The sequence below is a fragment of the Morganella sp. EGD-HP17 genome, from assembly GCF_000512315.2.
GTDB lineage: Bacteria > Pseudomonadota > Gammaproteobacteria > Enterobacterales > Enterobacteriaceae > Morganella > Morganella morganii.
Genome location: NZ_AZRH01000002.1, coordinates 292,221 through 318,632, shown reverse-complemented (window position 1 = coordinate 318,632; position 26,412 = coordinate 292,221). Strand labels below are relative to the sequence as shown.

Genomic DNA, 26,412 nt, shown 5'->3' with positions numbered 1-26,412 from the left:
GAATCTCTCTGTGTATTCTCACGCGCAGGTCATTCTGCGCGTGATCGTTAGTTAGTGTACGGATGGCTGATAGATGCCGACACCCAGTTCGTCTTCTTTACGGGTGCGGGCAATCACGGATTCCGGGGTTTCGTGAACACGCAGGTTCATCTGATCTTCTGTCCGGATCACGCGGCCGCGCAGTGAGTTGGTGTAAACATCGGTAATCTCAACATCCACAAATTTGCCGATCATGTCCGGGGTGCCTTCAAAGTTCACCACGCGGTTGTTTTCGGTGCGTCCGGATAATTCCATGACGTCTTTACGGGACGGGCCTTCCACCAGGATACGCTGTGTGGTGCCGAGCATCTGGCGGCTGTAGCTCATCGCCTGCTGGTTAATCCGCAGCTGTAACAGGTACAGACGCTGTTTTTTCTCTTCTTCGGTCACGTCATCCGGCAGATCAGCCGCCGGGGTACCCGGACGCGGGGAGTAGATGAAACTGAAGCTCATATCGAAATTCACGTCTGCAATAAGCTGCATGGTTTTTTCGAAGTCGTCATTAGTTTCTCCAGGGAAGCCGACGATAAAGTCAGAGCTTATCAGGATATCCGGACGTGCTTTGCGCAGTTTGCGGATGATGGATTTGTATTCCAGCGCGGTATGGGCGCGTTTCATCTGGGTCAGAATACGGTCTGAGCCGCTCTGTACCGGCAGATGCAGGAAGCTGACCAGTTCCGGGGTATCTTCATACACAGCGATAATATCATCCGTGAATTCAATCGGATGGCTGGTGGTAAAGCGGATGCGGTCGATACCGTCAATGGCGGCCACCAGACGGATCAGTTCGGCAAAACTGCAGATACTGCCGTCAAACGCCGGGCCACGGTAAGCATTCACGTTCTGACCCAGCAGGTTCACTTCACGCACGCCCTGAGCGGCTAACTGTGCGATTTCAAACAGCACATCATCACACGGACGGCTGACTTCTTCACCACGGGTGTAAGGCACCACGCAGAAGGTGCAGTATTTATTACAGCCTTCCATGATAGAAACAAAGGCGGACGGGCCTTCGGCGCGCGGTTCCGGCAGGCGGTCAAATTTTTCGATTTCCGGGAAGCTGATGTCCACAATCGGGCTGCGGTCGCCTCTGAGTTTGTTGATCATCTCCGGCAGGCGGTGCAGTGTCTGCGGGCCGAAGACAATGTCCACAGCCGGGGCGCGGCGGCGGATAAAATCTCCTTCCTGGGAGGCCACACAGCCTCCGACACCGATAATAATGTCCGGATTCACATCCTTGAGGTTTTTCCAGCGGCCGAGCTGGTGGAACACTTTTTCCTGCGCTTTCTCACGGATAGAACAGGTATTAAGCAGGAGAATATCGGCTTCATCGGCATTGTCTGTTAAAGTATAGCCGTGGGTGCTTTCCAGCAGGTCAGCCATTTTGGATGAATCGTACTCATTCATCTGACAGCCCCAGGTTTTTATGTACAGTTTTTTACTCGTCGACATTTTCTCAATCCGCTGTTTTCAGTGAAACAATACCCGCAACACTGAAAAGCATTGTGTGTATTCAATCAGGTTTTGATGTAACCAATGGTCGATATTGTAGTCATTTGACACACCAGTGACCAGACCCGGCAGCACGGATCTTCACCTTTCCCGGTGAATTTACGGCAATTGAACAAAAAATCAACGTATTAGAATAGGTATGTCATGGATAACCCGTTAACACATTCTGAAGTCACCGTTATCGGCGGGGGAATGATTGGTGCCGCCACAGCCCTGGGACTGGCTCAGGCCGGTTTTCGTGTCACTGTGGCTGAGTTACAGGCACCGGCACCGTTCGATGCTCAGAGCCGCCCTGACGTGCGGATTTCCGCTATCAGCCGCGCGTCTGCTGAGTTACTGGAGAGTCTCGGGGTATGGGAGCGTGTCCGTGCCATGCGTTGTGTGCCGTACCGCACCCTGGAAACGTATGAGGAACCGGGGTCGGAAGTGACCTTTACCGCAGAGAGCCTCGGGTTACCTGAGCTGGGGTATATGGTGGAAAACCCGGTGCTGCAGCGGGCATTGTGGGAGATGATCACCACACATGAGCTGATCACCTGTCTGTGCCCGGCGCGGTTGCAGAGTATGACAAAGCAATCCGGTGAATGGTTGCTTGCATTTGATAACGGCGACGTAATTAATACCCGGCTGGTTATCGGCGCGGACGGCGCGAAATCACAGGTCAGAACGCTGGCCGGTATCGGCAGCCGCGGCTGGCAGTATCGTCAGTCCTGTATGCTGATCACCGTTGATACCGGGCGTGAGCAGCAGGATATCACCTGGCAGCAGTTTTTCCCGTCCGGCCCGCGTGCGTTTCTGCCGCTGTTTGACTCTTATGCCTCGCTGGTCTGGTATGACTCACCGGCGCGGATCCGCCAGCTCAGTAAACTGCCGCTGCCGCAACTGCAGGCGGAAATCCGCGCATCATTCCCTGAGCGTCTCGGAGATGTCACGCCGCTGGCCTGCGGCTCTTTCCCGCTGGTGCGACATCATGCCGCCCGTTATGTACAGGACGGTCTGGCGCTGATCGGTGACGCGGCGCATACCATCAATCCGCTGGCTGGGCAGGGAGTAAACCTCGGTTACCGTGATGCGGATACTCTGCTGAATACCCTGATTGCGGCGCGGGAGTGCTGTGAGGACTGGGGCAGCGAATCTGTTCTCAGACGTTATGAGCGCCGCCGCCGTCCGGATAACCTGCTGATGCAGGCCGGGATGGATGCGTTTTATCTCACTTTCAGTAATACCCTGCCGGGATTACAGCCGTTGCGTAACCTGGCACTGACGGTGGCACAACGTGCAACACCGCTGAAAAAACTGGCGCTGAAATATGCGCTGGGAGTATAACCCGTTGGTTTTCCGGCCGGTCAGGTAACAGCGGACAGCGGGTAAAAGAAACGAAAAGCGTAAAGCGCCATGGATGGCGCGAATCGAGCGGACAGGGATGTGTTTACAGCGTCTTTTCGTTTTTACCCGCTGGCAGCAGAAACACGAAATAACAGAATAAGGTTTTTATCCGGACTCAGAAAAGCAAAAAGCCCGTCAGAGACGGGCTTTCAGAATTTGGCTGGGGTACCAGGATTCGAACCTGGGAATGCTGGAATCAGAATCCAGTGCCTTACCGCTTGGCGATACCCCAAAAGATGGTGGCTACGACGGGAATCGAACCTGTGACCCCAACATTATGAGTGTTGTGCTCTAACCAGCTGAGCTACGTAGCCATCTTTTACTGCTTTGACAAAACCGTTTCCCAGAAATATGGCTGGGGTACCTGGATTCGAACCAGGGCATGCCAGGATCAAAACCTGGTGCCTTACCGCTTGGCGATACCCCACCTGAAAAACGACGCCTATCATACTTCATTTTTCCACTCAGTGGAAGATGGCTGGGGTACCAGGATTCGAACCTGGGAATGCCAGGATCAAAACCTGGTGCCTTACCGCTTGGCGATACCCCATCCGGAAATACAATGGGCAACAACGAATGTCACGAGAAATGGTGCGGGAGGCGAGACTTGAACTCGCACACCTTGCGGCGCCAGAACCTAAATCTGGTGCGTCTACCAATTTCGCCACTCCCGCAAAAAAGATGGTGGCTACGACGGGATTCGAACCTGTGACCCCAACATTATGAGTGTTGTGCTCTAACCAACTGAGCTACGTAGCCATCTTTTTTTTGCGTGACCTTCATCGGCGTTGCGGGGCGCATTATGCGGATTACAGCCAAAAGCGTCAACTGCTTTTTGCAGATATTTTGATGAAATCCGTTTGTTTGCCTGCATAATAATCACTTTGAAGATAAACAGTACAAAAAACAGGATAAAATCACGGAGTTGACGCATTTATCCGGTGGCGGATTATTCCGCCGTATCCGGTTTATTTTCCAGAACATGCAGCAGCAGTTCACCGTACAGCATCGCCCGTTTTATCAGGGCAAATGCCCCGATAGCGGAGTTCGGCGGCAGCTGTGAAATCACCACCGGCAGATCCTCGCGGAAATTTTTCAGCGACTGCGTATTTATGCAGCTTTGCAGAGCAGGGAGCAGCACATTTTCAGCGGCGGTTATCTCACCGGCAATCACCACTTTTTGCGGGTTAAACAGGTTTATTGTGATGGCAATGGCTTTTCCGAGGGAATTACCGACCTGTTTTATCACTTCTGCCGCGAGAGCATCCCCCCGGTTAGCGGCACGGCAGATGGCGCGGATGGAGCAGTTATCCGGCGTCAGTTCACTCTCAAATCCCTGAGCCAGCTGGTGTTTTACCCGGGTTTCAATGGCGGCATCCGACGCGACTGTTTCCAGACAGCCGAAGTTTCCGCAGTGGCAGCGTTCGCCGAGCGGATCTATCTGAATATGGCCGATTTCGCCGAGATTACCACGCCGGTTCAGCAGGATCTGATTGTTGATAATGATCCCCGCCCCGGCCCCCCGGTGAATACGCACCAGCAGGGAATCCGCGCAATCGCGCGTGGCGCCGAAATAGTGTTCGGCCAGCGCGAGGCTGCGGATATCATGGCCGGCATAGCACGGCAGTTTAAAATGGTGATGAAGATTTTCAGTCAGCGGCCAGTCACTGACAGTAATGTGAGGCATATAGCGCACAATACCGCGATCCGGATCGACCAGTCCGGGCAGTATCACCGCAATAGCGATAAGCTCGCGGATGCGGCGCTGGTGCGTCTGTCTGAAGTTGTCGATCAGCGCAATGAGTTTAGCTTCCGCATCTGCCTGAGAAGTGGCTTCCAGGGGACAGGTCTCTTCTTCGAGCGCCCGTCCGCTGAGATCAAACAGTGCGATCGTGGCATCATGGCGGCCGAGACGCACGCCGATAGTCTGGAAGGCGCGGTGCTCGGAAATAATGGAGATAGCGCGGCGTCCGCCGGTGGATGCCTGCTGATCCACCTCTTTTATCAGGCCGCGCTCAAGAAGCTGACGGGTAATTTTGGTCACGCTGGCGGGTGCCAGCTGACTTTGTTCGGCAATCTGAATGCGTGAAATCGGGCCGGAACGGTCTATCAGGCGGTAAACCACCGCCCCGTTCAGCTGTTTGACTAAATCAATATTACCTATCTGCGGAATTCCGTTACCCATCGGCGTCTTTTACTCATGATGTATGGACCACATTCCCGTTAACGATTGTCATACAGACAGAAAAATCAGCGGTGAAGGCGGTCAGGTTGGCAATACTGCCGGATTTAATACTTCCCAGTCTGTCCTGAACACCAATTGCCCGTGCCGGATAGAGTGTGGCCATGCGCAGGGTTTCATCCAGCGGAATACCGACATGCTGAACACAGTTTGCCACTGCGCGGATCATGGTGAGTGAGGAACCACTCAGTGTGCCGTTTTCGTCCACACATAAACCATTACGATAATATATCGTTTTGCCGGCAAAGATAAAATGATCCAGCCCGCTGGTTTTCGGATCAAGCCCCGCCGGGGCAGTGGCATCGGTGACCAGGATCAGCTTGTCACGCTTGAGAGCTTTACTGTTGCGGATGTTCGGCCAGGAAACATGCAGGCCGTCAGCAATAATTCCGGCATATATTTCTGAGGTATCATAAATCGCGCCAATCAGTCCCGGCTGGCGGCCGGAAATGTACGGCATGGCATTAAACAGGTGTGTGGAGAGGGTGATACCGTTTTCAAACCCGGCACGGGACTCTTCATAACCCGCATTGGAGTGCCCGGAGGAGACCACAATTCCGGCATCCGTCAGTTTGCGGATAACAGCGGGTTCCACCATTTCCGGTGCCAGGGTGAGTTTGGTTATCACATCTGCGTTGTCACACAGGAAATCAATCATCGCGGCATCCGGCTTACGGATATAGTCCGGATTGTGCGTACCTTTCTTCACCGGGTTGATGTAAGGCCCTTCCAGATGCAGTCCAAGTGCCTGATTTTTATGATTTTTCAGATAATCACGCATGGTGCTGACACTCAGTTTCATCAGCGAATCAGGGCTGGTGATCAGTGTCGGCAGGAAGCTGGTGCAGCCGGTGCGTTCGTTGGCTTTCTGCATAATATCCAGGGTGCGGACAGTGATATCGTCCTCATTGTCATTAAACTGTACGCCGCCGCAGCCGTTGACCTGCAAATCAATAAATCCCGGGGAGAGAATGGCACCGCCCAGATCCCGGGTGTCAATTCCGTCCGGTAACTCACTGACCGGACACACGCTGTGGATTAATTCGCCGTCAATAATGACCGCGTGGTTTTCCAGACGATCGTGACCGGTATAAATAATGGCATTGGTTAATGCGTACATAACGCCTCCTGGGGGAGAGAATACTTATTTAAAGATAAGACAACACAACAAAAACCGCCCGGATAAAGGGCGGTCAGCAGCGGTTATTCAGCAGCAAATTGTTCGATAATGTCAGATTCAAGGTGACAGAAATACTTCAGGGTTTTCACTTTCAGCTCAAGTGTGGCCGGTTCATCACACACCACAATGGCTTTCGGGTGGATCTGCACACAGGTAATCGTCCACATATGATTCACCGAGCCTTCAACCGCCTGCTGTACCGCCATCGCCTTGTTATGGCCGGTGGCGAGGATCAGCAGTTCTTTGGCATCCATCAGTGTGCCGACACCTACAGTGAGCGCATATTTCGGCACTTTATTGATGTCATTATCAAAGAAACGGGAGTTGGCGATACGGGTTTCCGGTGTCAGCGTTTTGACACGGGTGCGTGAAGTCAGTGATGAGCCCGGTTCGTTAAAGGCAATGTGACCGTCATTACCGACGCCGCCCATAAACAGCTGCACGCCGCCGTAAGCTTTCATCTTCGCTTCGTAGCGTTCACATTCCGCATCGGTATCCGGGGCATTACCATTGAGCAGGTTGATGTTTTCTGCCGGGATATCAATGTGATTAAAGAAATTCTCATGCATAAATGAGTGATAGCTCTGCGGATGGGATTCCGGCAGGCCGATATACTCATCCATATTAAAAGTCACCACATGACGGAAACTGACTTTTCCGGCCTGATGCAGGGCGATCAGCGCCTTGTAGGTGGCCAGCGGGGTGCCGCCGGTCGGCAGTCCCAGAACAAACGGTCGCTCAGCCGTCGGGCGGAACGCATTGATTTTGTCAGCGATGTACTGTGCGGACCACTGACCGACATCCTGCGCTTTCGCAAGAGGGATTAAACGCATATCGATTCTACCTCGTTAAGTTATACCGGGTTATCGGCCCGGTATCTGCTGTGCTGTCTCAGGAAGATCCTTCCTGTCTCATCTATAGCATGAATACCCGGAATTTATTAGTCACGGGAGAGAATACAGCCGCCGGAAAAGATATTTTTTATCTTAAAATAAGTTTTGTGTGACTGCCAGCATTTTAACCAGCCGGTGACGAATATTGGTGACAATAATCACAAATCACAGCTATTTAATTTGCGAAGCGAAATAAACTTTTTAGACTGATACGTATAGTTGGCAGTAAAATAAGTGTTACACAATCCGGTGAGTGATCAGACCGGTTGTTACAAATTCAGTTGTACACAATAAGGCAGCCGGTCATGGCTGTGATAATAATGCTGTAAAACAAAAAAGGCCGTTCGTCAGGGCGGCAAGGGGGAGTGAGTGGGTATACTGAACTATCTGCAGCGGATTGGCCGGGCACTGATGGTGCCTGTCGCCACATTGCCGGCTGCGGCAATTCTGATGGGGGTCGGCTACTGGATCGACCCGACGGGCTGGGGTGCGGACAACGTGGTTGCCGCGTTCCTGATTAAATCCGGTGCAGCTATCATTGATAACATGTCAATGCTGTTTGCTATCGGTATCGCTTACGGGATGTCAAAAGACAAAGACGGTGCGGCAGCACTGACCGGTTTTGTCAGCTTTATGGTGGTGACCACCCTGTGTTCCACCGCGACAGTCGGTATGATTCAGGGGATCCCTCCGGAAGCGGTTCCGGCGGCGTTCGGTAAGATCAACAACCAGTTTATCGGTATCCTGGTCGGTGTTATTTCCGCCGAACTGTATAACCGTTACAGCGGTGTTGAGCTGCCGATGGCATTGTCATTCTTCAGCGGCCGCCGTCTGGTGCCTATCCTGGCATCATTCGTGATGATCCTGGTGGCTGCGGTGCTGATGTATGTCTGGCCGGTCATTTATGATGCACTGGTTTCCTTCGGTAAGAGCATCAAAGACCTGGGCGCGTGGGGCGCGGGGATTTACGGCTTCTTTAACCGTCTGCTGATCCCGGTCGGTCTGCACCATGCACTGAACTCCGTGTTCTGGTTCAACGTGGCGGATATCAACGATATTCCTAACTTCCTGGCCGGTCAGCAATCCATTGATGCCGGTACGGCGATTCCGGGTATCACAGGGCGCTATCAGGCCGGTTTCTTCCCGATCATGATGTTTGGTATCCCGGGTGCCGCGCTGGCGATTTATCACTGCGCCAAACCGGAAAACAAAGCAAAAGTTGCCGGTATTATGATCGCCGGTGCATTTGCCGCGTTCTTCACCGGTATCACCGAGCCGATTGAATTCTCCTTTATGTTTGTGGCACCGGTGCTGTATGTCATCCACGCCTTCCTGACCGGTATCTCCCTGTTTATCGCTGCAACCATGCAGTGGATTTCCGGTTTCGGCTTCAGTGCGGGGCTGGTGGATATGGCGTTGTCTTCACGCAACCCGCTGGCAACCAACTGGTATATGCTGATCCTGCAGGGCCTGGTCTTCTTCGCGCTGTACTATGTGGTATTCCGCTTTGTTATCACCAAATTCAACCTGTTAACCCCGGGCCGTGAAGCGGCGATGGCAACCAACGATACCGTTGATGGTTACAGTGAGAATGTCAGCACTGATAACAAAAAAGATGAGAAAAAATCCATCAGCAGCGAAGCACGTCAGTATATCGCGGCTATCGGCGGGTCAGATAACCTGACCGGTATTGATGCCTGTATCACCCGTCTGCGTCTGACTGTAAAAGACTCCGCGCAGGTCAATGATGCTTATGCGAAACAAATCGGTGCTTCCGGCGTTATCCGTCTGAATAAAGAGAGTGTGCAGGTGATTGTCGGCACCCGTGCCGAGCTGATCGCCAACGCAATGCGTGACGTGCTGAAAGAAGGCCCGGTTGCGGCAGCTCAGGCTGCGGCGGCGGCTCCGGAAGCTGTGAAAGCCAAAGCACAGGGCAATGGTAACGTGGTACTGACGCTGGTGGCACCATTCGACGGTGAAGTGGTTGATTTATCCGCTGTACCGGATGAAGCATTTGCCGGCCGTGTTGTCGGCGACGGTATTGCCATCAAACCGAAAAGTGACACCGTATATGCCCCGGCGGCAGGTACTGTGGTGAAAATTTTCGATACCAACCATGCATTCTGCCTGGAAACCGATAATGGTGCGGAAATTATTGTCCACATGGGTATTGATACCGTGAATCTGAACGGTAACGGTTTTACCCGCCTGATTGAAGAAGGCGCACAGGTTGCTGCCGGTGATGCGGTGCTGAAACTGGATCTGGCGTATCTGAACGAACATGCCAAATCCATGATAAGCCCGGTAATCATCAGTAATATCGATGATTATGATCGCGTGGAGATTGTTGCCAAAGGTCTGGTTAAGGCAAACGAATCTGAGCTGTATCATGTCATTAAATAAGTGATTGCGGTTATGATAATAACGGGAGGCAGCTGCTCCCCGTTTTTTTATCTGTTTTTTGCGCGAAGGCATCTGCCCGGCTGATATTTCTGTGCTCAGGTGGTTGTATATGAGCGCATCATATCGGATGATAAGAGGTTATTAACGCGCATATTGCATTGAGGAATTATGACAATGAACGAGGCTGATGCCCGCCCGACAAACTTTATTCGTCAGATTATTGACGAAGACCTGGCTTCCGGAAAACATACCACGGTTCACACGCGCTTCCCGCCTGAGCCGAACGGTTACCTGCATATTGGTCATGCGAAATCAATCTGCCTGAATTTCGGCATTGCACAAGACTATCAGGGGCAATGCAATCTGCGTTTTGATGACACCAACCCGGTTAAAGAAGACGTGGAATACGTTAATTCCATTGAAAACGATGTCAAATGGCTCGGTTTTCAGTGGAGCGGCAAAGTATGTTACTCCTCCGACTATTTCGACACGCTGTACAACTACGCCGTTGAACTGATCAACAAAGGTCTGGCGTATGTCTGCGAATTAAGTCCGGAAGAGATCCGTGAATACCGCGGCACCTTAAAAGAGCCGGGCAGAAACAGCCCGTACCGCGACCGCACCCCGGAAGAGAACCTCGCGCTGTTTGAAAAAATGCGTGACGGTGGCTTTGAGGAAGGTAAAGCGTGTCTGCGTGCCAAAATCGATATGGCATCCTCCTTTATGGTGATGCGTGATCCGGTGATTTACCGCATTAAGTTTGCGACCCACCATCAGTCCGGTGACAAATGGTGCATCTACCCGATGTATGATTTCACCCACTGTATTTCTGATGCGCTGGAAGGGATCACCCATTCACTCTGTACGCTGGAATTCCAGGACAACCGCCGTCTGTATGACTGGGTGCTGGATAACATCACTATTGACTGCCATCCGCGTCAGTATGAGTTCTCCCGCCTGAATCTTGAATACACCGTGATGTCCAAGCGGAAACTGAATCAGCTGGTAACAGAGAAATTTGTTGAAGGCTGGGATGACCCGCGCATGCTGACCATTTCCGGTCTGCGCCGCCGTGGTTATACCGCTGCCTCTATCCGCGAGTTCTGCCGCCGTATCGGCGTCACCAAACAGGATAACAACGTCGAAATGGCGGCTCTGGAATCCTGTATCCGTGATGACCTGAACGAAAGCGCACCACGCGCCATGGCGGTTATCGACCCGGTGAAAGTCGTGATTGAAAACATGCCGGAAGGCGATGTGATGGTCACCATGCCGAATCATCCGAACAAACCGGAGATGGGCAGCCGCGAAGTGCCGTTCAGCCGTGAAATCTGGATTGATCGCGCGGACTTCCGTGAAGAAGCGAACAAGCAGTACAAGCGTCTGGTGCTGAATAAAGAAGTGCGTCTGCGTAATGCGTTTGTGATTAAAGCAGAGCGCGCGGAAAAAGACAGCGAAGGCAATATCACCACTATCTACTGTACCTATGATCCGGAAACCCTGAATAAAGATCCGGCTGACGGACGTAAAGTGAAGGGCGTTATCCACTGGGTCAGCGTGAAACACGCGGTACCGGCGGAAATCCGTCTGTATGACCGCCTGTTCAGTGTACCGAACCCGGGCGCAGAGGATGATTTCCTGTCGACGCTTAACCCGGATTCTCTGGTGATCCGTCAGGGCTTTGTGGAGCCGTCACTGGTTGCCGCTGACAGCAGCAAGCCGTATCAGTTTGAGCGTGAAGGGTATTTCTGTGCTGATGCCAAATTATCCTCAGCGGATAAATTAGTCTTTAACCGGACTGTCGGCCTGCGTGATACCTGGGCGAAAATTGAGAGTAAATAACAGATAACACAGTGTTATTAATATAAAAAAGCCGTTCGCAGGAACGGCTTTTTTGTGTGCATGTGTTCTGAAAAACGGCAACAAAAAAGGCGCGATACGCGCCTTTCATACAAAATGGTTAACGGCGAGAATTATTTTTTCTCGTCGTGGATACCTTCATCAGAACGGCAGTCACCATCCGCACAGTGGCCGTACAGGTACAGGCTGTGGTTGGTGAGTTTAATACCGTGGCGTTCCGCGATATTTTTCTGACGTGATTCAATGGATTCATCACTGAACTCAATCACTTTACCGCAATCCAGGCAGATCAGGTGATCGTGGTGGTGTTGCTGGGTCAGTTCGAAAACGGATTTGCCGCCCTCAAAGTTATGACGGGTGACAATACCGGCGTCATCAAACTGGTTCAGAACGCGGTAGACAGTTGCGAGTCCAATCTCTTCACCGATATCGATCAGTTTTTTGTAGAGATCTTCCGCACTGACGTGATGGCACTCCGGATCCTGCAACACTTCCAGAATCTTCAGGCGGGGAAGTGTGACTTTCAGTCCTGCATTTTTCAATGCTTTATTGTTATCGGTCATGCGGATTTAGTCCTATATTGTCGCTGGTGAGCGCACATTCGGGAAAACGCTCAACGGCTGAACACAATGTCCGGCTATCAAAAGGTGTCAGGTGCGATTCGCCTGACCGATGCCGGACCGGATAAATAATATCATTACATAAATAAGCAGAATTATCATTCGCAATTTAAGGGAAAACCTTAAATTGCCAGAATCTCGTCAAGACTCATTTCTTCGCGGATCTGCTCAACCCATTTTGCCACGCGTTCGTTAGTCAGCTCCGGCTGGCGATCTTCATCAATAGCCAGGCCGATAAAGTGACTGTCGTCCGCCAGGCCTTTTGACTCTTCAAAGTGGTAGCCTTCTGTCGGCCAGTGGCCCACAATGGTCGCGCCGCGCGGTTCAATGATGTCACGGATGGTGCCCATGGCGTCACAGAAATACTCTGCGTAATCCTCCTGGTCACCACAACCGAAGATAGCCACAATTTTACCGTTAAAATCAATTTCTTCCAGTGTCGGGAAAAAATCATCCCAGTCACACTGTGCTTCGCCGTAATACCAGGTCGGGATACCCAGCAGTAAGAAATCAAACCCTTCGATGTCCTCTTTGCTGCACTTGGCAACATCCCGGACTTCAGCAACGTCATCGCCGAGTAATTTCTGAATCATTTTAGCGATATTTTCTGTGTTACCGGTGTCACTACCAAAAAATATACCTGCGATTGCCATAAATAAGCCTCTCAACCGAAAATCTCTGTGCCTGCAAAAGGACGCCGCAGCGACAACAAGCAGAAATTATAACTATTTCATCTTCATAAATACCATTCTGACGAAAACAGTATTTGAAGTCTGTCAAATTTGTGTGGTGTGTCGTCTCACAATTTGGTGCATAAATCTGAACGCTGAAGGTAATCAAGCAGAATTTGCTCGATAAGCTCGCCCCGGTTCACGTTTTCTTCGTATGCCAGCTGGTTCAGGGCATCGACAATATCCGCATTCAGTTTGAGCTCAACGCGGCGTAATCCGTTAACTTTGTCACGCCGCAGCTGATTGCGTTTGTTAATCCGCAACTGCTCATCACGGGAGAGCGGGTTTGTTTTCGGTCGTCCGGGCCGGCGTTCGTCAGCGAACAAATCCAGCGTGGTACGATCCGTTTGTTCTTTGGCCATAATTTTACTACGAAAAGGCGGATTACAATGATAAACGCGCAATGATACACCGCCATCCCGCTTACCGCCACCGCTTCGCGGCCTGTTACCGCGGATTTCGTGCAGATTGATTAACATCGCACCGTCTGCCCGTCTGTGCGGCAGCCCTGCAGGACGGGTGATGGGTTTCGTCAATGAATTCAATATTGCAATTATCGTTATGAATATATTAGAAAAAAAAGAGTATTCAGCTCAGGATAACGGAGTGTTTTTGCGGGCAGGCATTACGTAGTATGTATTTTCAGCAAGGGAATAACAGAGGACGCGCACATGGATCGTATCTCAGAATCTGCGGAGTTATCGCGGATATCGCACAAAAAGTATCAGTACGGCTGCAAAGTAAAGCAGATGCTGACGGTGTTTATCCGCCCGCTTCAGTATTTGTGTCTGATTTTATCCGGCTGCTGTCTGCTGGATATCTGTTTTGATCTGCCGGGGCAGGATGTCAGGTATCAGGTGCGTTCTGTTGTGGCCTGGTGGCAGGAGAGTGATACTGACAGTCTGATACTGAGCTTCCGTCAGTGAATGATGCCGCCGTGACAGCGGCACTGCTGTCAGGCTTTATCCAGGAAACGGCTGATGGCGCGCAGAACCGCGTCCGGTTTTTCAGCGTGTACCCAGTGGCCGCATCCGGCAATCACATGGGCGGTTGCCTGCGGGAACTGCGCCATAATGGCGTCGCGGTATTCCGGTTTCACATACGATGAATTACCGCCCGGGATAAGCAGCAGCGGAACCTGTTGCGGCGGCAGAGTTTCCCAGCCGATGATGGATTCATACTGTGCTTTGATAACCGGCAGATTGAATTTCCATTCTCCCTGCTTAAAGGATTTCAGCAGGAACGGAATAACGCCATCCTCACGGATGCGCTGCGCCATAATTGCGGTGGCCTCAGTACGTGTGGTGACACCGGCGGCGGTAACATCTTCCAGTGCCGCAATAATCTCATCATGACGGCGTACGCCGTAAGCGACGGGAGCCATATCAATAACAATCAGTTTTTCAGTAACATCCGGAGCCAGTGCAGCCAGCGCCATGGCGATTTTTCCGCCCATGGAATGGCCAATCACAATCACTTTTTCAACGTTCAGGGAGCGGATAAGATCAAGCACATCCTGCGCCATCTCCCGGTAAGTCATGGTTTGTGCGCGCGGTGAATCGCCGTGGTTACGGACATCAATCTGTACCACAGTGTGCGTTTTCCGCAGTTCACGGCCAAGCACCCCGAGGTTATGCAGATCCCCGAACAAACCGTGGATCAGAACAATGGGTGTGGTGTGATGTGATATTTCAGGCGTGAATATTTCATGATGAAGTAATGCAGGTAATTTCATATTAACAACCGATCCGCAGAGCAAAACAGGCGGATATGATGACACGGCAGCCCCCGGAAACCAACATGTTAAGTAAATGTTTCTGTGATTGATTGTGTGCCCGGAAACGATAACTTACTGATTTATTTTTTAAATGCCGTACGGGGCAAACTGCGGGGGTTTTTAGTTTAAGTTATTGAAATTTTACTTGTTTTGTTTTGCATTTTTCTATCTTATAATAACGTGTTCCGCGTTAACGAATAAAAGAACCGGGTAGAAATGAAAACAATCGATGTAGATGAAGAACTTTACAGTTATATTGCCAGCCACACACAGCACATTGGTGAAAGCGCATCGGAAATTTTGCGCCGTATGCTCAATTTAGGGCCGCAGGCTCCGGGTACCACCTGCGCACCTGTTGCAACTGACAGCGCGGATAACAAAACGCCGCCGGTTACCCCGCGTCCGGTAAAAACCACGTCTCAGGATCCGGTCCGCGTCATGCGCGAACTGCTGCTGTCCGACAGCTATGCAGAGAAAAAGAAAACGATCGATCGTTTTATGCTGGTGTTATCCGCACTGTATAATATTGATCCGCAAGGGTTCAGCAAAAGCACCGATGAACTCCACGGCCGCACCCGTGTCTATTTCGCCGGTGATGAGCACACGCTGCTGGCCAGCGGTAAAACCAGCAAGCCGCGCCACATTCCGGGCACGCCGTTCTGGGTTATCACCAACACCAATACTCAGCGCAAACAGAGCATGGTAGAACAGATTATGCAGGGAATGGGCTTCCCGGCAAATACTGTCGAGAAAGTCTGCAATACCCTGTAAGGGGTATTTATCTGCCGGTGACGGCGTAATCAGGGGAGAATGACACAGTGGCTCATACGCACCCGCGGGCTGGTCAGCCTGCGCAACAATCCGATTTAATCAATGTGGCGCAGCTAACCTCTCAGTATTATACCCTTGCACCTGATGCGGCGGATCCGGCACAGCAGGTCAAATTCGGGACTTCCGGCCACCGCGGCAGTGCGGCGCGCGGCAGTTTCAATGAAGCACATATTCTGGCGGTCACTCAGGCAATCGCCGAAATCCGTCAGCAGCAGGGCATTACCGGGCCGTGCTATGTGGGTAAAGATACTCACGCCCTCTCTGAAGCGGCATTTCAGACGGTGTTATCCGTACTGGCAGCAAATGGTGTCCGCGTTATTATTCAGGAAAATAATGGTTTCACCCCGACACCGGCGGTGTCTCATGCCATCCTGACTTACAACCGCGACCATGCTGATAAAGCCGACGGCATTGTGATCACCCCGTCGCACAACCCGCCGGAAGATGGTGGCATCAAATATAACCCGCCGACCGGCGGCCCGGCAGACACTGACCTTACCTCTGTTATCGAAAAGCGTGCCAATGTGCTGCTGGCCGGTAATATGGCGCAGGTGAAACAGATGCCGGTGTGTGATGCCCTGCGCAGCCCGCTGGTTACTGCGGTGAACCTGATTGAGCCTTACGTCAGTTCGCTCAGTGACGTGATCAACATGGATGCTATCCGTAACGCGAAACTCAAAATCGGCGTGGATCCGCTGGGTGGTGCCGGGATTGAGTACTGGAAACGCATCCGTGATTTTTATGATCTGGATATTGAGCTGGTCAATGAGCAGGTGGATCAGACATTCCGCTTTATGCCGCTGGATCACGACGGGGTTATCCGTATGGATTGCTCCTCAAAATGGGCGATGGCGGGTCTGCTCAGCATGCGTGACCGCTTCTCGCTGGCCTTCGCCAATGACCCGGATTACGACCGCCACGGGATTGTGACGCCGAAAGGGCTGATGAATCCGAATCATTATCTGGCGGTGGCGATTAACTATTTATTTCAGCACCGTCCGGACTGGCCGGCCTCTGTCGGTGTCGGCAAAACCCTGGTATCCAGTGCGATGATTGATCGCGTGGTCGCTGATTTGCAGCGTGATCTTGTGGAAGTCCCGGTCGGGTTCAAGTGGTTTGTGGACGGGCTGTATAACGGCACACTGGGCTTTGGCGGCGAAGAGAGTGCGGGGGCTTCGTTCCTGCGCTTTGACGGTACACCGTGGTCAACCGATAAAGACGGTATTATCCTCTGCCTGCTGGCAGCGGAGCTGACCGCCGTGACCGGCAAAAACCCGCAGCAGCATTATGATGAGCTGGCGGAAAAATTCGGTTCACCGTGCTACAGCCGGATCCAGGCAGCGGCCAGTCACGCGGAGAAATCCCGGCTGTCAAAACTGTCTCCGGAAATGGTTACTGCAGATACCCTGGCCGGTGATCCGATCACCGCCCGCCTGACAGCCGCGCCGGGTAACGGTGCGTCGATCGGCGGCCTGAAAATCATGAGTGAGCAGGGGTGGTTTGCCGCGCGTCCTTCCGGTACGGAAGATGCCTATAAAATCTACTGTGAAAGTTTCCGGGGTCCGGAACATCTGGTACAGATAGAAAAAGAAGCGATTGAAATAGTCAACCAGGTGATTGCGGACTGACGCATTCCCCGGAAAAGCAGCGCGGAGCGGATCTTCCCTCCGCGTTTTTTTTTTGCCTGTCTCAGCCCAGCGCGACCATCAGCGCACCAACGGTGATCAGCGCAACGCCACCGGCTGCAATCAGGGAAATTTTCTCACCGAACAGGATCACGGCAAAAATAACGGCAAAGACCACACTCAGTTTATCAATCGGGGCAACCTGTGAAACCTGACCGTTTTTTATTGCCATAAAATAGAACAGCCAGGAAAGTGCTCCGGCAATTCCGCTCAGAGCGATAAAGAACAGGGCTTTACGGTTTTCGATTATCTCACTGATAAGATTAAATTTTCCCTGAACCACCACCACGCCGACCAGAAACAGCGCCATAATCACGGCACGGATCGCGGTTGCGGTATTGGCATCCAGATGCTGCAACCCCATTTTCCCGAAAACAGCAACCATTGCGGCGCTGATAGCAGACAGCAGGGCATAGATCAGCCAGGCGCTCATAATAAATAATTCCCATTATCAATTAGTGATGTGAATATCATAAGGTATTTTCATCAGCGTGGTAGCTTAATTTTAAATAATAAAACTGTTAATGAAATGATAAAAAATAACAATTATGTAATTTAATTACTTAAAAGGGGCATTTTGTGCGTATCATACCGGCGTCAAGTGGTCAGATGAGTGGTAAATTTTCACCAGCCGGGTTAATATGAAAGAGAAATACATTCGGTGATTATTGCTGTTCTGCGATAATCCGTTATTAAGGAGGGTCTCAATGTCAACATTTCAGGTATATCCGTTGCATAAGGTTCTCTTGCGCCGTACCGGTGCAGTATCTTTAGGTATCCTGGCGTTCCCGTTTATGCTGTTCTACCGGGATCGCGCCCGCTTCTGGAGCTATCTGTACCGTGTGTGGTCCAAGACAAGCGATAAACCGGTCTGGCTGGCACGTTCAGAAAATGCGGTAAGCAGTACCCAGCAGCACTGATACCGGCATCCGGAAAGCAAAAGAGACGCCCGGCGATGTTATCGCGGGGCGTTTTTTTATGTCTGCAAATTGCTATTGGCGGGCAGGGAAGGTATGGTAAATCTATCCGCACGGACAGGAAAAATGTATGAATCATATTGAATTAGAACAGATTATTAATGAAAAGCTGGCAGTACAGGATTTTCAGGATTATGCCCCGAACGGTCTGCAGGTTGAAGGACGTGAACAGGTTCAGCGCGTGGTGACCGGCGTGACCGCCTGTCAGGCATTACTGGATGAAGCGGTGAGACTGAATGCGGACGCGGTGCTGGTGCATCACGGCTATTTCTGGAAAAACGAGCCGGTCAGTATCCGGGGCATGAAGCAGCGCCGGATCAAAACACTGCTGTGTAACGATATGAATTTATACGGTTATCATCTGCCGCTGGATGCCCATCCGGAACTGGGAAATAACGCGAAACTGGCGCAACTGATGGGGGTCACGGTCACCGGACAGGTTGATCCGCTGCTTCCGTGCGGTGAGTTCGCGCAACCGGTCAGCGGCGAGGAACTGGTGCAGCGTTTACAGCAGGGGCTGGATAGGGAGATTCTGCATTGCGGGGATAACGCGCCTGCTCAGATTAAAAAACTGGGCTGGTGTACCGGCGGCGGTCAGAGTTTTATTCAGGCAGCCGCAGATGCGGGGCTTGACGGCTTTGTGACCGGCGAGGTATCAGAGCAGACAATCCATATCGCCCGTGAATGCGGGATGCACTTCTTTGCCGCCGGTCACCATGCCACCGAGCGCGGCGGGATCCGTGCTCTGGGTGAATGGCTGCAGAAAACGCACGGGCTGGATGTGATTTTTGTGGATATCCCGAACCCGGCATAACGGGTAACAGGAAAAGCCGGTCAGAAGACCGGCTTTTTCTTATGTTGTTTGTGTGCTTTGTACTGTCTTGCGCGGTGCACAGAGCAGTGTTCCCGCAGCACAGACACACAGTGTCAGGCCAAGATGCTGACTCAGCCCGGCCAGTGCCAGTCCGCCGCCAATCAGCAGGTAATACATCAGACCGAGCAGCGCACCGGCAGTACCGGGGCGGTCACGGTAATCCTGTAACACACCGGCCAGAATATTCGGAATGGCGAGCCCGTAACAAATCACGATACCTGTTACCGGCAGCACAAACAAAATCGATCCTGACAACAGCCAGACCGCAGCAGCGCTGACCATACCGGTTACGGCAGCAAGGCGGATCAGTGAATGGCTGTGCCATCCGCGTTTAAGCAGGACACGGTTGATCACAGAGCCTGCGGCCACGCCAAGCGCGAGCAGTAATCCGCTGTAACCGAATTCCTGTTGTGTAAAGCCCAGCCCGCTGAGATAAAATGGTGCTAACTGGTAGTAGCTGAACAGGCTGATATTCAGAAAGGCAATCAGCAGCACATTGCGCAGAATAAAGCGGTCACACAGCATACGGCCGGCTGTTTCCGGCAGCGAAACTGACGTGATATGTGCCGGACGTGTTTCCGGTAACCGGAGTGCTGTCCATACCAGCAGAACAACCGCCAGTACCGCAAGCCCGGTAAAGACGCCTTGATATCCGGCAAAACCGGTCAGCAACGCGCCGCTGAACATGCCCAGTGCCGGGCTGACAGCCAGTGCTATCCCCATGACAGAGAATACTTTTGCCAGCTCATCCCCGCGGTAACAGTCACGCATGATGGTTTGTGTGCCTACTGAGCCGACCGCCGCCCCGAAGGCAGACAGCATCCGCAGGATCAGTAACACGCTGAAATCCTGTGTGATAACCGCGCCGCAGGAGGCGGCAGCGTAAAGTATCAGACCGCTCAGCATGGTGCGTCTGCGCCCGGCGATATCACATAAACGTCCCCAGGTGACCACGCCGAGTGCGAAGGCGAAAAAGTACAGGGACAGAGTCTGTCCTGCCTGTGCCGCACTGACGCCGAATCCCTGTGCGATATCTGTCAGCGCCGGACTGTAGATGGTTTCCGCTATCTGCGGGAACATCATCAGGGCAACGGCAAGTGTTAATGCGGGTTTTTGTATTGTCATTTTGTCCCCCTTTTTTGTAACTGAAATGAACGGGGAGCAGATTAGCAAAAGGTGGGATGTCTTATTATAATAATAAGGACATTCTGTTTATCAAAAGGGACAACATGGCGTGGCTGAAGCAAAGTGATGCATTTGATGCGGACAGCTATTCCGCACCACTGATTGGCATTGCCGCAGAGATGGCGGCGCAGCATGATTCCGGTTTTCACTGCCATCAGCGCGGACAATTGCTGTTTACCGAACGAGGGGCGATTCAGATCACCCTGACGGACACTCTCTCCGTTCTGCCACCGACGCGGGTGGCGTGGATCCCGCCGCAGATGCTGCATCGCGCGCAGATGTTTGAGGCTGTCGGTTACCGCTCACTGTATCCGGATGCACAACTCAGTGCCTGTCTGCCGTCAACCTGTGAAATCTTCGGCGTATCGCCGCTGCTGCGTGAGATCCTGTTTCTCTTTGCCGGACTGCCGTTTGACAGTGACTGGACACAACCCCGCTTACAGCATCTGCTGCCGGTGTTTCTGGATGAGCTGGCGCTGGCCGGGCGGGAAGATATGCAATTACCGCTGCCTTCAGACCGGCGGCTGAAAACCCTGGACACCCGGATACTGCCGTCGCCGCTTAATGAACTGGCATCCTGCTGCGGTGCCGGGGAAAAGACGATAACGCGGATTTTCCGGCGGGAAACCGGTATGAGCTATCAGCAATGGCGGCAGCAGTGGCGATTAATAAAATCTGTTGAACTTTTGGCGAAAAAATACCGCAGCAGTGATATTGCACAGGCTCTCGGATTTGCCAGTGACAGCGCGTTTGTCTCTTTCTTCCGTAAGATGACCGGAAAAACACCCGGTGAATATATGGGTAAATGAATAGCTGGGAGTTAAAAATGCATAAAAAAACCCTCCGGAGAGGGTTTTATAAGGATTAATACGGTATTGTCACGATGAACAGCGTTTGGTGACTTTGGTTTCAAACGGACGCTCAGTGTAACCGGTATAAAGCTGGCGCGGACGGGCAATTTTCAGGCCGTCGTCGTGCATTTCGCTCCAGTGGGCGATCCAGCCGATGGTGCGGCCGATAGCAAAGATTACCGTGAACATATTTGACGGAATACCCAGCGCTTTCAGGATGATACCGGAGTAGAAATCCACGTTCGGATAGAGTTTCTTCTCGATAAAGTACGGGTCGTTCAGTGCGATACGTTCCAGCTCCATCGCCACTTCGAGCAGGCTGTCATTCAGGCCCAGTTCGTTCAGTACTTCGTGACAGGTTTCACGCATCACTTTGGCACGCGGGTCATGGTTTTTGTACACGCGGTGGCCGAAGCCCATCAGACGGAAAGAGTCATTTTTATCTTTCGCGCGCTCAATAAAGGCCGGGATGTGATCGACGGTCTGGATCTCTTCCAGCATACGCAGGCAGGCTTCGTTCGCACCGCCGTGAGCAGGTCCCCACAGGGAGGCAATACCGGCTGCGATACAGGCGAACGGGTTGGCACCGGAAGAACCGGCGGTCCGGACAGTGGAAGTGGAGGCGTTTTGTTCGTGGTCTGCGTGCAGGATCAGGATTCTGTCCATGGCACGTTCCAGCACCGGATTAACCACATACTCTTCACACGGGGTGGCAAACATCATACGCAGGAAGTTACCGGCGTAGGAAAGATTGTTCTTCGGATAGACAAACGGCTGCCCGACAGAATATTTGTAACACATTGCCGCGACGGTCGGCATTTTGGAGAGCAGACGGTAGGCCGCAATTTCGCGGTGGCGCGGATTGTTCACATCCAGCGAGTCATGGTAGAACGCCGCCAGTGCGCCGGTCACGCCGCAGAGCACGGCCATCGGGTGAGAGTCACGGCGGAACCCATTGAACAAGCGGGTGATCTGCTCGTGGATCATGGTGTGGCGTTTTACGGTTTCTTTAAATTCGTCGTACTCTTTCTGATCAGGCGCTTCGCCATACAGCAGGATGTAGCACACTTCCAGATAATCAGATTTCATCGCCAGCTCTTCAATCGGGAAGCCGCGATGTAACAGGATACCTTCATCACCGTCGATATACGTGATTTTTGATTCACAGGACGCAGTGGAGGTGAAGCCGGGATCAAAGGTGTAGTAGCCTTTTCCGCCGAGCGTCCGGACATCAACTACGGGCTGGCCGAGAGTCGGGCTCAGGATATCCAGATCAGTAACCCTGACGCCGTTTAGTGTCAGCTCCGCCTTTGTATTAGACATGTAGGTCTCCTTAGCGCATTTATTATTTGTTTTTCAATCTTATTGTGATAACCCCTGATGCGTTACCTGAATGGATACCGTACCTGGTGTTACGTTATCCGGTACGGCGCATGACGGGTTATCAGATTGTTAATGAAACTTTGTGTTGCGATAAAAGTTATGTTGTACAGCAAGATATTGTGCATTTTTTGCAAGTTACACTTTTGCATAAGTTTGCACTTACGGGAAGTCTTTCTTACCGGTAATTGCCGTTTTAATTTTTGTATTTAACCACATAATGTAATTCAAATGTTGTCAGAATGTCACAAGTCATAATAATGGGCGTTTTTATTGTGTGAACCGTGATCTTATTCACTGTTCTGGCTAAATCTGACCAAACATTTTGTATGGGAATTGTAATCATATTGTGAAGTCCATATACTGCCTCAAGGTCTCCGGAATTCCCTGAAGCAGGAGCACCCAGCGTAACTGAATCATTACTTTTGTAAAACAATACGGATGTTGATTTTACTTAAGGATTGTTCTTATTTCCCCAGCGCTGTCTGATTTCCGCCTGGGTCCGGAGGAAGGAAAAATAATAAAGAGCTGTGTGGGCAAAATTGTGAAAAAACAACGACCTGTCAATTTAGACTTGCAGACGATCCACTTTCCGATCCCTGCAATCGCTTCAATTTTACACCGTGTCTCAGGCGTCATTACCTTCATTGCTGTAGCGATTCTGCTGTGGTTATTAGGGTTGTCGCTGTCCTCGCCGGAAGGGTTTGCGCAGGCTGCTGATATCATGAGCGGTTTCTTCGCGAAGTTTATCCTCTGGGGCATCCTCACTGCATTGGCTTACCACATCTGTGGTGGCATTCGTCACATGTTAATGGATTTCGGATTTGTTGATGAAACGCTGGCTGCCGGTATTTCATCCGCGAAGATTTCCATGGTTCTGACTGTGATTTTAGCCGTGTTGGCGGGGGTTCTGGTATGGTGAAAAATTCAAAAATCAGTGCGACCACGCTCGGCCGTAACGGTATTCAGGATTGGTTAATTCTGCGTGCCAGCGCCATTGTGATTACACTTTATGTACTCTACCTCGTCGGTTTTGTGGCTTTTACCTCTGACATCACTTATGACGTCTGGTCCAGCTTCTTTACCGCTTCATTCACTCAGGTGTTCACCACCCTGACACTGATCGCCATTCTCGCCCATGCCTGGGTCGGGTTATGGCAGGTACTGACGGATTACGTCAAGTGCCTGAGCCTGCGCCTGCTGCTGCAATTTATTATCATTATTGTGCTGGCAGCCTATGTCATTTACGGTTCAATCATTGTGTGGGGTGTCTAAATGAGCTTACCTGTCAGAGAGTTTGACGCAGTTGTTATCGGTGCAGGCGGCGCAGGTATGCGCGCGGCACTTCAGATTTCTCAGTCCGGCCTGTCCTGTGCCCTGTTATCCAAAGTGTTCCCGACCCGCTCTCATACAGTATCCGCCCAGGGCGGTATCACTGTGGCGCTGGGGAATACCCATCCGGATAACTGGGAATGGCACATGTACGACACCGTAAAAGGGTCGGATTACATCGGTGACCAGGATGCTATCGAATACATGTGTAAAACCGGCCCGGAAGCGGTGCTGGAACTGGAGCACATGGGGTTACCGTTCTCCCGTCTGGACGACGGCAGTATTTATCAGCGTCCGTTCGGCGGACAATCCAAAGATTTCGGGGGCGAGCAGGCTGCACGTACTGCCGCTGCGGCTGACCGTACCGGTCACGCACTGCTGCATACGCTGTATCAGCAGAACCTGAAAAATCACACCACGATTTTTTCCGAATGGTATGCCCTGGATCTGGTGAAAAACCAGGACGGCGCCATTATGGGCACCACCGCTATCTGTATCGAAACCGGTGAAGTGGTCTATTTCAAAGCCAAAGCCACGATTCTGGCGACCGGCGGTGCGGGGCGTATCTATCAGTCCACCACTAACGCCCATATCAACACCGGTGATGGTGTCGGTATGGCGGTGCGTGCCGGTATTCCACTGCAGGATATGGAAATGTGGCAGTTCCACCCGACCGGGATTGCCGGTGCCGGGGTACTGGTTACTGAAGGCTGCCGTGGTGAGGGCGGTTATCTGCTCAATAAAGACGGCGAACGCTTTATGGAGCGCTACGCACCGAACGCTAAAGATCTTGCCGGGCGTGACGTGGTTGCCCGTTCCATTATGATCGAAATCCGCGAAGGCCGTGGTTGTGACGGCCCGTGGGGACCACATGCCAAACTGAAACTCGACCATCTGGGCAAAGAAGTGCTGGAATCCCGTCTGCCGGGTATTCTGGAACTGTCCCGGACATTCGCCCACGTTGACCCTGTCAAAGAGCCGATTCCGGTTATCCCGACCTGCCACTATATGATGGGCGGCATCCCGACGAAAGTCACCGGTCAGGTTGTGACCATGAATGAGCAGGGTGAGGATGTGCTGGTTCCGGGTCTGTTTGCAGTCGGTGAAATTGCTTGTGTTTCTGTTCACGGTGCAAACCGCCTCGGCGGTAACTCACTGCTTGACCTGGTGGTCTTCGGCCGTTCAGCCGGTCTGCATCTGAAAGAATCCATTCTGGAGCAGGGCGCAATGCGTGATGCCGGTGAATCGGATATCGATGCGGCACTGGCGCGTCTGAACCGCTGGAATAACACCCGTAGCGGTGAGGATCCGGTTGCTATCCGCAAGGCCCTGCAATCCTGTATGCAGCACAACTTCTCGGTATTCCGCGAAGGGGATGCGATGGCCAAAGGACTGGAAGAACTGAAAGCTATTAAAGAGCGTCTGCAGTATGCGCGTCTGGATGATACCTCATCAGAATTCAACACCCAGCGCATCGAGTGTCTGGAGCTGGATAACCTGATGGAAACGGCGTATTCCACTGCAATGGCCGCCAACTTCCGTACTGAAAGCCGTGGTGCGCACAGCCGTTTTGACTATCCGGAGCGCGATGATGCGAACTGGCTGTGTCATTCCCTGTACCTGCCGCAATCTGAAACCATGACACGCCGTGCGGTGAACATGCAGCCTAAGCTGCGTGACCCATTCCCGCCGAAGATTCGTACTTACTGATGTGTGGTGATGAGGCATTTGCGGAGAGAATACTATGAAAGTTGAATTTTCAGTTTATCGCTATAACCCGGATGTGGATAACGCACCACACATGCAGAACTATCAGATGGATGTGGAAGAAGGCCGGGACATGATGGTGCTGGATGCACTGATTCTGCTGAAAGAGCAGGATCCGAGCCTGTCATTCCGCCGCTCCTGTCGTGAAGGGGTGTGTGGTTCTGACGGTATCAATATGAACGGCAAAAACGGTCTGGCCTGTATCACTCCGTTGTCGGCGCTGATGAAAGGCGGTAAAAAAGTGGTGATCCGTCCGCTGCCGGGCTTACCGGTGGTGCGGGATCTGGTGGTGGATATGGGGCAGTTCTACGCGCAGTATGAAAAGATCCGCCCGTATCTGATCAACGACAACAAAAACCCGCCGGCTCGTGAGCATTTACAGTCACCGGCGCAGCGTGAAAAGCTCGATGGTCTGTACGAATGTATCCTGTGTGCCTGCTGCTCGACATCCTGCCCGTCCTTCTGGTGGAACCCGGACAAATTTATCGGTCCGGCCGGTCTGTTAGCCGCGTACCGTTTCCTGACGGACAGCCGCGATACCGAGACAGAATCCCGTCTTGACGACATCAGTGATGCTTTCAGCGTATTCCGCTGTCACGGCATCATGAACTGCGTCAGTGTATGTCCGAAAGGGCTGAATCCGACAAAAGCAATTGGTCATATTAAATCAATGTTACTGAAACGCAGTGCATAATTGACTTTATTCTGCTTAAGCGATTGATAATAATAAGATGCCTGCCCGGCAGGCATCTTTTACCAACCCGTAACAATAGGCATAATCTATCGCAGTAAGTGTTAGAAGCGACAATAAATGTAGTTAATTGTGATTAAGATGTGAGTTTTTTGGTTCAAATGTAAGTATGGTTATAGACAGTACAGGGATCTTC

General features: G+C 51.9%; 25 protein-coding genes and 6 tRNA genes. 13 read left to right on the top strand and 18 right to left on the bottom strand.

The window, feature by feature from the left end; all coding sequences use genetic code 11:
• Positions 1 to 51 precede the first annotated feature (51 nt).
• The gene (gene miaB / locus X965_RS03925) at positions 52 to 1,491 is read right to left on the bottom strand and encodes a tRNA (N6-isopentenyl adenosine(37)-C2)-methylthiotransferase MiaB (RefSeq protein ID WP_036417121.1); all 1,440 of its coding nucleotides are present in this window, start codon (positions 1,489 to 1,491) and stop codon (positions 52 to 54) included.
• Positions 1,492 to 1,695: 204 nt separating this feature from the next.
• Here miaB and ubiF point away from each other — a divergent pair, with 204 nt between their 5' ends.
• Entirely contained in the window at positions 1,696 to 2,877 is a 1,182-nt protein-coding gene (ubiF, locus tag X965_RS03920) for a 3-demethoxyubiquinol 3-hydroxylase (protein WP_036417119.1), read from the top strand.
• Positions 2,878 to 3,094: 217 nt separating this feature from the next.
• Here the strand turns inward: ubiF and X965_RS03915 are convergent.
• From X965_RS03915 to nagB, 10 genes are all read right to left on the bottom strand, one after another.
• A tRNA-Gln gene (locus X965_RS03915) sits at positions 3,095 to 3,169 on the bottom strand.
• Positions 3,170 to 3,174: 5 nt separating this feature from the next.
• Positions 3,175 to 3,251 (bottom strand) — tRNA-Met (locus X965_RS03910).
• Between the two features lie 38 nt (positions 3,252 to 3,289).
• A tRNA-Gln gene (locus X965_RS03905) sits at positions 3,290 to 3,364 on the bottom strand.
• A 48-nt stretch (positions 3,365 to 3,412) separates the two neighbouring features.
• A tRNA-Gln gene (locus X965_RS03900) sits at positions 3,413 to 3,487 on the bottom strand.
• A 39-nt stretch (positions 3,488 to 3,526) separates the two neighbouring features.
• Positions 3,527 to 3,611, bottom strand: a tRNA-Leu gene (locus X965_RS03895).
• Positions 3,612 to 3,619: 8 nt separating this feature from the next.
• Positions 3,620 to 3,696: transfer RNA gene (locus X965_RS03890), tRNA-Met, on the bottom strand.
• Entirely contained in the window at positions 3,674 to 3,871 is a 198-nt protein-coding gene (locus X965_RS18880; RefSeq protein WP_004235617.1) for a hypothetical protein, read from the bottom strand. The genes X965_RS03890 and X965_RS18880 overlap by 23 nt, the downstream gene beginning before the upstream one ends.
• A 15-nt stretch (positions 3,872 to 3,886) precedes the next feature.
• Positions 3,887 to 5,122 (bottom strand): ROK family protein, encoded by a 1,236-nt coding sequence (locus tag X965_RS03885; protein WP_004235618.1) that lies wholly within the window; start codon positions 5,120 to 5,122, stop codon positions 3,887 to 3,889.
• Positions 5,123 to 5,135: 13 nt separating this feature from the next.
• On the bottom strand, positions 5,136 to 6,299 hold the full coding sequence (gene nagA / locus X965_RS03880) for an N-acetylglucosamine-6-phosphate deacetylase (RefSeq protein WP_036417116.1): 1,164 nt from the start codon (positions 6,297 to 6,299) through the stop codon (positions 5,136 to 5,138).
• An 83-nt stretch (positions 6,300 to 6,382) separates the two neighbouring features.
• Positions 6,383 to 7,192: a glucosamine-6-phosphate deaminase gene (gene nagB / locus X965_RS03875; RefSeq protein WP_004235620.1), complete on the bottom strand. Its 810-nt coding sequence runs from the start codon at positions 7,190 to 7,192 to the stop codon at positions 6,383 to 6,385.
• Between the two features lie 429 nt (positions 7,193 to 7,621).
• Between nagB and nagE the strand changes: the two genes are divergently transcribed.
• Both nagE and glnS read left to right on the top strand, forming a co-directional pair.
• Positions 7,622 to 9,655, top strand: coding sequence for an N-acetylglucosamine-specific PTS transporter subunit IIBC (gene nagE / locus X965_RS03870; RefSeq protein WP_036417115.1), 2,034 nt, complete (start codon positions 7,622 to 7,624; stop codon positions 9,653 to 9,655).
• A 174-nt stretch (positions 9,656 to 9,829) separates the two neighbouring features.
• Positions 9,830 to 11,497, top strand: a complete 1,668-nt coding sequence (gene glnS / locus X965_RS03865; RefSeq protein ID WP_004235622.1) for a glutamine--tRNA ligase — start codon at positions 9,830 to 9,832, stop codon at positions 11,495 to 11,497.
• Between the two features lie 131 nt (positions 11,498 to 11,628).
• Here the strand turns inward: glnS and fur are convergent, their stop codons facing one another.
• From fur to ybfE, 3 genes are all read right to left on the bottom strand, one after another.
• Complete coding sequence (fur, locus tag X965_RS03860) at positions 11,629 to 12,078, bottom strand: ferric iron uptake transcriptional regulator (protein ID WP_004235623.1); 450 nt, start codon at positions 12,076 to 12,078, stop codon at positions 11,629 to 11,631.
• A gap of 179 nt (positions 12,079 to 12,257) precedes the next feature.
• The gene (gene fldA, locus X965_RS03855; RefSeq protein WP_004235625.1) at positions 12,258 to 12,788 is read right to left on the bottom strand and encodes a flavodoxin FldA; all 531 of its coding nucleotides are present in this window, start codon (positions 12,786 to 12,788) and stop codon (positions 12,258 to 12,260) included.
• 146 nt (positions 12,789 to 12,934) lie between these two features.
• Entirely contained in the window at positions 12,935 to 13,228 is a 294-nt protein-coding gene (gene ybfE / locus X965_RS03850; RefSeq protein ID WP_004235627.1) for a LexA regulated protein, read from the bottom strand.
• Between the two features lie 309 nt (positions 13,229 to 13,537).
• Here ybfE and X965_RS03845 point away from each other — a divergent pair, with 309 nt between their 5' ends.
• Positions 13,538 to 13,792, top strand: coding sequence for a hypothetical protein (locus X965_RS03845; protein ID WP_036417113.1), 255 nt, complete (start codon positions 13,538 to 13,540; stop codon positions 13,790 to 13,792).
• 29 nt (positions 13,793 to 13,821) lie between these two features.
• Here the strand turns inward: X965_RS03845 and ybfF are convergent, their stop codons facing one another.
• On the bottom strand, positions 13,822 to 14,601 hold the full coding sequence (gene ybfF, locus X965_RS03840; protein ID WP_036417111.1) for an esterase: 780 nt from the start codon (positions 14,599 to 14,601) through the stop codon (positions 13,822 to 13,824).
• A gap of 258 nt (positions 14,602 to 14,859) precedes the next feature.
• Between ybfF and seqA the strand changes: the two genes are divergently transcribed.
• Positions 14,860 to 15,414, top strand: coding sequence for a replication initiation negative regulator SeqA (gene seqA, locus X965_RS03835; protein WP_004241604.1), 555 nt, complete (start codon positions 14,860 to 14,862; stop codon positions 15,412 to 15,414).
• A 47-nt stretch (positions 15,415 to 15,461) separates the two neighbouring features.
• Positions 15,462 to 17,102 carry a phosphoglucomutase (alpha-D-glucose-1,6-bisphosphate-dependent) gene (pgm, locus tag X965_RS03830; RefSeq protein ID WP_004241605.1) on the top strand — a complete coding sequence of 547 codons (1,641 nt, stop codon included), beginning with the start codon at positions 15,462 to 15,464 and terminating at the stop codon, positions 17,100 to 17,102.
• A gap of 61 nt (positions 17,103 to 17,163) precedes the next feature.
• Here pgm and X965_RS03825 read toward each other — a convergent pair whose 3' ends face one another.
• On the bottom strand, positions 17,164 to 17,592 hold the full coding sequence (locus tag X965_RS03825; protein ID WP_004241607.1) for an EamA family transporter: 429 nt from the start codon (positions 17,590 to 17,592) through the stop codon (positions 17,164 to 17,166).
• A 274-nt stretch (positions 17,593 to 17,866) separates the two neighbouring features.
• Here X965_RS03825 and X965_RS03820 point away from each other — a divergent pair, with 274 nt between their 5' ends.
• Positions 17,867 to 18,079 carry a YbfA family protein gene (locus tag X965_RS03820; RefSeq protein WP_015422543.1) on the top strand — a complete coding sequence of 71 codons (213 nt, stop codon included), beginning with the start codon at positions 17,867 to 17,869 and terminating at the stop codon, positions 18,077 to 18,079.
• Positions 18,080 to 18,206: 127 nt separating this feature from the next.
• Positions 18,207 to 18,950 carry a type 2 GTP cyclohydrolase I gene (locus tag X965_RS03815; RefSeq protein ID WP_004235636.1) on the top strand — a complete coding sequence of 248 codons (744 nt, stop codon included), beginning with the start codon at positions 18,207 to 18,209 and terminating at the stop codon, positions 18,948 to 18,950.
• A 39-nt stretch (positions 18,951 to 18,989) separates the two neighbouring features.
• On the opposite strand, the gene X965_RS03810 is transcribed toward X965_RS03815, so the two are convergent.
• Entirely contained in the window at positions 18,990 to 20,135 is a 1,146-nt protein-coding gene (locus X965_RS03810) for a multidrug effflux MFS transporter (RefSeq protein ID WP_036417109.1), read from the bottom strand.
• A gap of 104 nt (positions 20,136 to 20,239) precedes the next feature.
• Here X965_RS03810 and X965_RS03805 point away from each other — a divergent pair, with 104 nt between their 5' ends.
• Positions 20,240 to 21,004: a helix-turn-helix domain-containing protein gene (locus tag X965_RS03805; protein ID WP_036417161.1), complete on the top strand. Its 765-nt coding sequence runs from the start codon at positions 20,240 to 20,242 to the stop codon at positions 21,002 to 21,004.
• 69 nt (positions 21,005 to 21,073) lie between these two features.
• On the opposite strand, the gene X965_RS03800 is transcribed toward X965_RS03805, so the two are convergent.
• A complete protein-coding gene (locus X965_RS03800) occupies positions 21,074 to 22,369 on the bottom strand; it encodes a citrate synthase (protein WP_004235639.1) in 1,296 nt (431 codons plus the stop codon).
• A 589-nt stretch (positions 22,370 to 22,958) separates the two neighbouring features.
• Between X965_RS03800 and sdhC the strand changes: the two genes are divergently transcribed.
• From sdhC to X965_RS03780, 4 genes are read left to right on the top strand one after another with little or no spacing between them, the layout of a single operon-like run.
• Positions 22,959 to 23,348 carry a succinate dehydrogenase cytochrome b556 subunit gene (gene sdhC, locus X965_RS03795; RefSeq protein ID WP_015422545.1) on the top strand — a complete coding sequence of 130 codons (390 nt, stop codon included), beginning with the start codon at positions 22,959 to 22,961 and terminating at the stop codon, positions 23,346 to 23,348.
• The gene (gene sdhD / locus X965_RS03790; RefSeq protein ID WP_036417107.1) at positions 23,342 to 23,701 is read left to right on the top strand and encodes a succinate dehydrogenase, hydrophobic membrane anchor protein; all 360 of its coding nucleotides are present in this window, start codon (positions 23,342 to 23,344) and stop codon (positions 23,699 to 23,701) included. Before sdhC ends, sdhD begins: the two co-directional genes overlap by 7 nt.
• The gene (sdhA, locus tag X965_RS03785; protein WP_036417105.1) at positions 23,702 to 25,468 is read left to right on the top strand and encodes a succinate dehydrogenase flavoprotein subunit; all 1,767 of its coding nucleotides are present in this window, start codon (positions 23,702 to 23,704) and stop codon (positions 25,466 to 25,468) included.
• 34 nt (positions 25,469 to 25,502) lie between these two features.
• Positions 25,503 to 26,219, top strand: a complete 717-nt coding sequence (locus tag X965_RS03780; RefSeq protein WP_036417103.1) for a succinate dehydrogenase iron-sulfur subunit — start codon at positions 25,503 to 25,505, stop codon at positions 26,217 to 26,219.
• The last annotated feature ends 193 nt before the right edge of the window (positions 26,220 to 26,412 follow it).

What these genes read in the sequence shown, in the direction of transcription:
- X965_RS03810 (WP_036417109.1), bottom strand. Translation starts at nt 20,135, where the DNA reads ATGACAATACAAAAACCCGCATTAACACTTGCCGTTGCCCTGATGATG.
- glnS (WP_004235622.1), top strand. Translation starts at nt 9,830, where the DNA reads ATGAACGAGGCTGATGCCCGCCCGACAAACTTTATTCGTCAGATTATT.
- X965_RS03815 (WP_004235636.1), top strand. Translation starts at nt 18,207, where the DNA reads ATGAATCATATTGAATTAGAACAGATTATTAATGAAAAGCTGGCAGTA.
- X965_RS03805 (WP_036417161.1), top strand. Translation starts at nt 20,240, where the DNA reads ATGGCGTGGCTGAAGCAAAGTGATGCATTTGATGCGGACAGCTATTCC.
- miaB (WP_036417121.1), bottom strand. Translation starts at nt 1,491, where the DNA reads ATGTCGACGAGTAAAAAACTGTACATAAAAACCTGGGGCTGTCAGATG.
- fur (WP_004235623.1), bottom strand. Translation starts at nt 12,078, where the DNA reads ATGACCGATAACAATAAAGCATTGAAAAATGCAGGACTGAAAGTCACA.
- ybfE (WP_004235627.1), bottom strand. Translation starts at nt 13,228, where the DNA reads ATGGCCAAAGAACAAACGGATCGTACCACGCTGGATTTGTTCGCTGAC.
- sdhA (WP_036417105.1), top strand. Translation starts at nt 23,702, where the DNA reads ATGAGCTTACCTGTCAGAGAGTTTGACGCAGTTGTTATCGGTGCAGGC.
- nagA (WP_036417116.1), bottom strand. Translation starts at nt 6,299, where the DNA reads ATGTACGCATTAACCAATGCCATTATTTATACCGGTCACGATCGTCTG.
- seqA (WP_004241604.1), top strand. Translation starts at nt 14,860, where the DNA reads ATGAAAACAATCGATGTAGATGAAGAACTTTACAGTTATATTGCCAGC.
- X965_RS18880 (WP_004235617.1), bottom strand. Translation starts at nt 3,871, where the DNA reads ATGCGTCAACTCCGTGATTTTATCCTGTTTTTTGTACTGTTTATCTTC.
- X965_RS03780 (WP_036417103.1), top strand. Translation starts at nt 25,503, where the DNA reads ATGAAAGTTGAATTTTCAGTTTATCGCTATAACCCGGATGTGGATAAC.
- X965_RS03820 (WP_015422543.1), top strand. Translation starts at nt 17,867, where the DNA reads ATGTCAACATTTCAGGTATATCCGTTGCATAAGGTTCTCTTGCGCCGT.
- X965_RS03845 (WP_036417113.1), top strand. Translation starts at nt 13,538, where the DNA reads ATGGATCGTATCTCAGAATCTGCGGAGTTATCGCGGATATCGCACAAA.
- X965_RS03825 (WP_004241607.1), bottom strand. Translation starts at nt 17,592, where the DNA reads ATGAGCGCCTGGCTGATCTATGCCCTGCTGTCTGCTATCAGCGCCGCA.
- nagB (WP_004235620.1), bottom strand. Translation starts at nt 7,192, where the DNA reads ATGCGTTTAATCCCTCTTGCGAAAGCGCAGGATGTCGGTCAGTGGTCC.
- fldA (WP_004235625.1), bottom strand. Translation starts at nt 12,788, where the DNA reads ATGGCAATCGCAGGTATATTTTTTGGTAGTGACACCGGTAACACAGAA.
- ybfF (WP_036417111.1), bottom strand. Translation starts at nt 14,601, where the DNA reads ATGAAATTACCTGCATTACTTCATCATGAAATATTCACGCCTGAAATA.
- X965_RS03885 (WP_004235618.1), bottom strand. Translation starts at nt 5,122, where the DNA reads ATGGGTAACGGAATTCCGCAGATAGGTAATATTGATTTAGTCAAACAG.
- sdhD (WP_036417107.1), top strand. Translation starts at nt 23,342, where the DNA reads ATGGTGAAAAATTCAAAAATCAGTGCGACCACGCTCGGCCGTAACGGT.
- ubiF (WP_036417119.1), top strand. Translation starts at nt 1,696, where the DNA reads ATGGATAACCCGTTAACACATTCTGAAGTCACCGTTATCGGCGGGGGA.
- X965_RS03800 (WP_004235639.1), bottom strand. Translation starts at nt 22,369, where the DNA reads ATGTCTAATACAAAGGCGGAGCTGACACTAAACGGCGTCAGGGTTACT.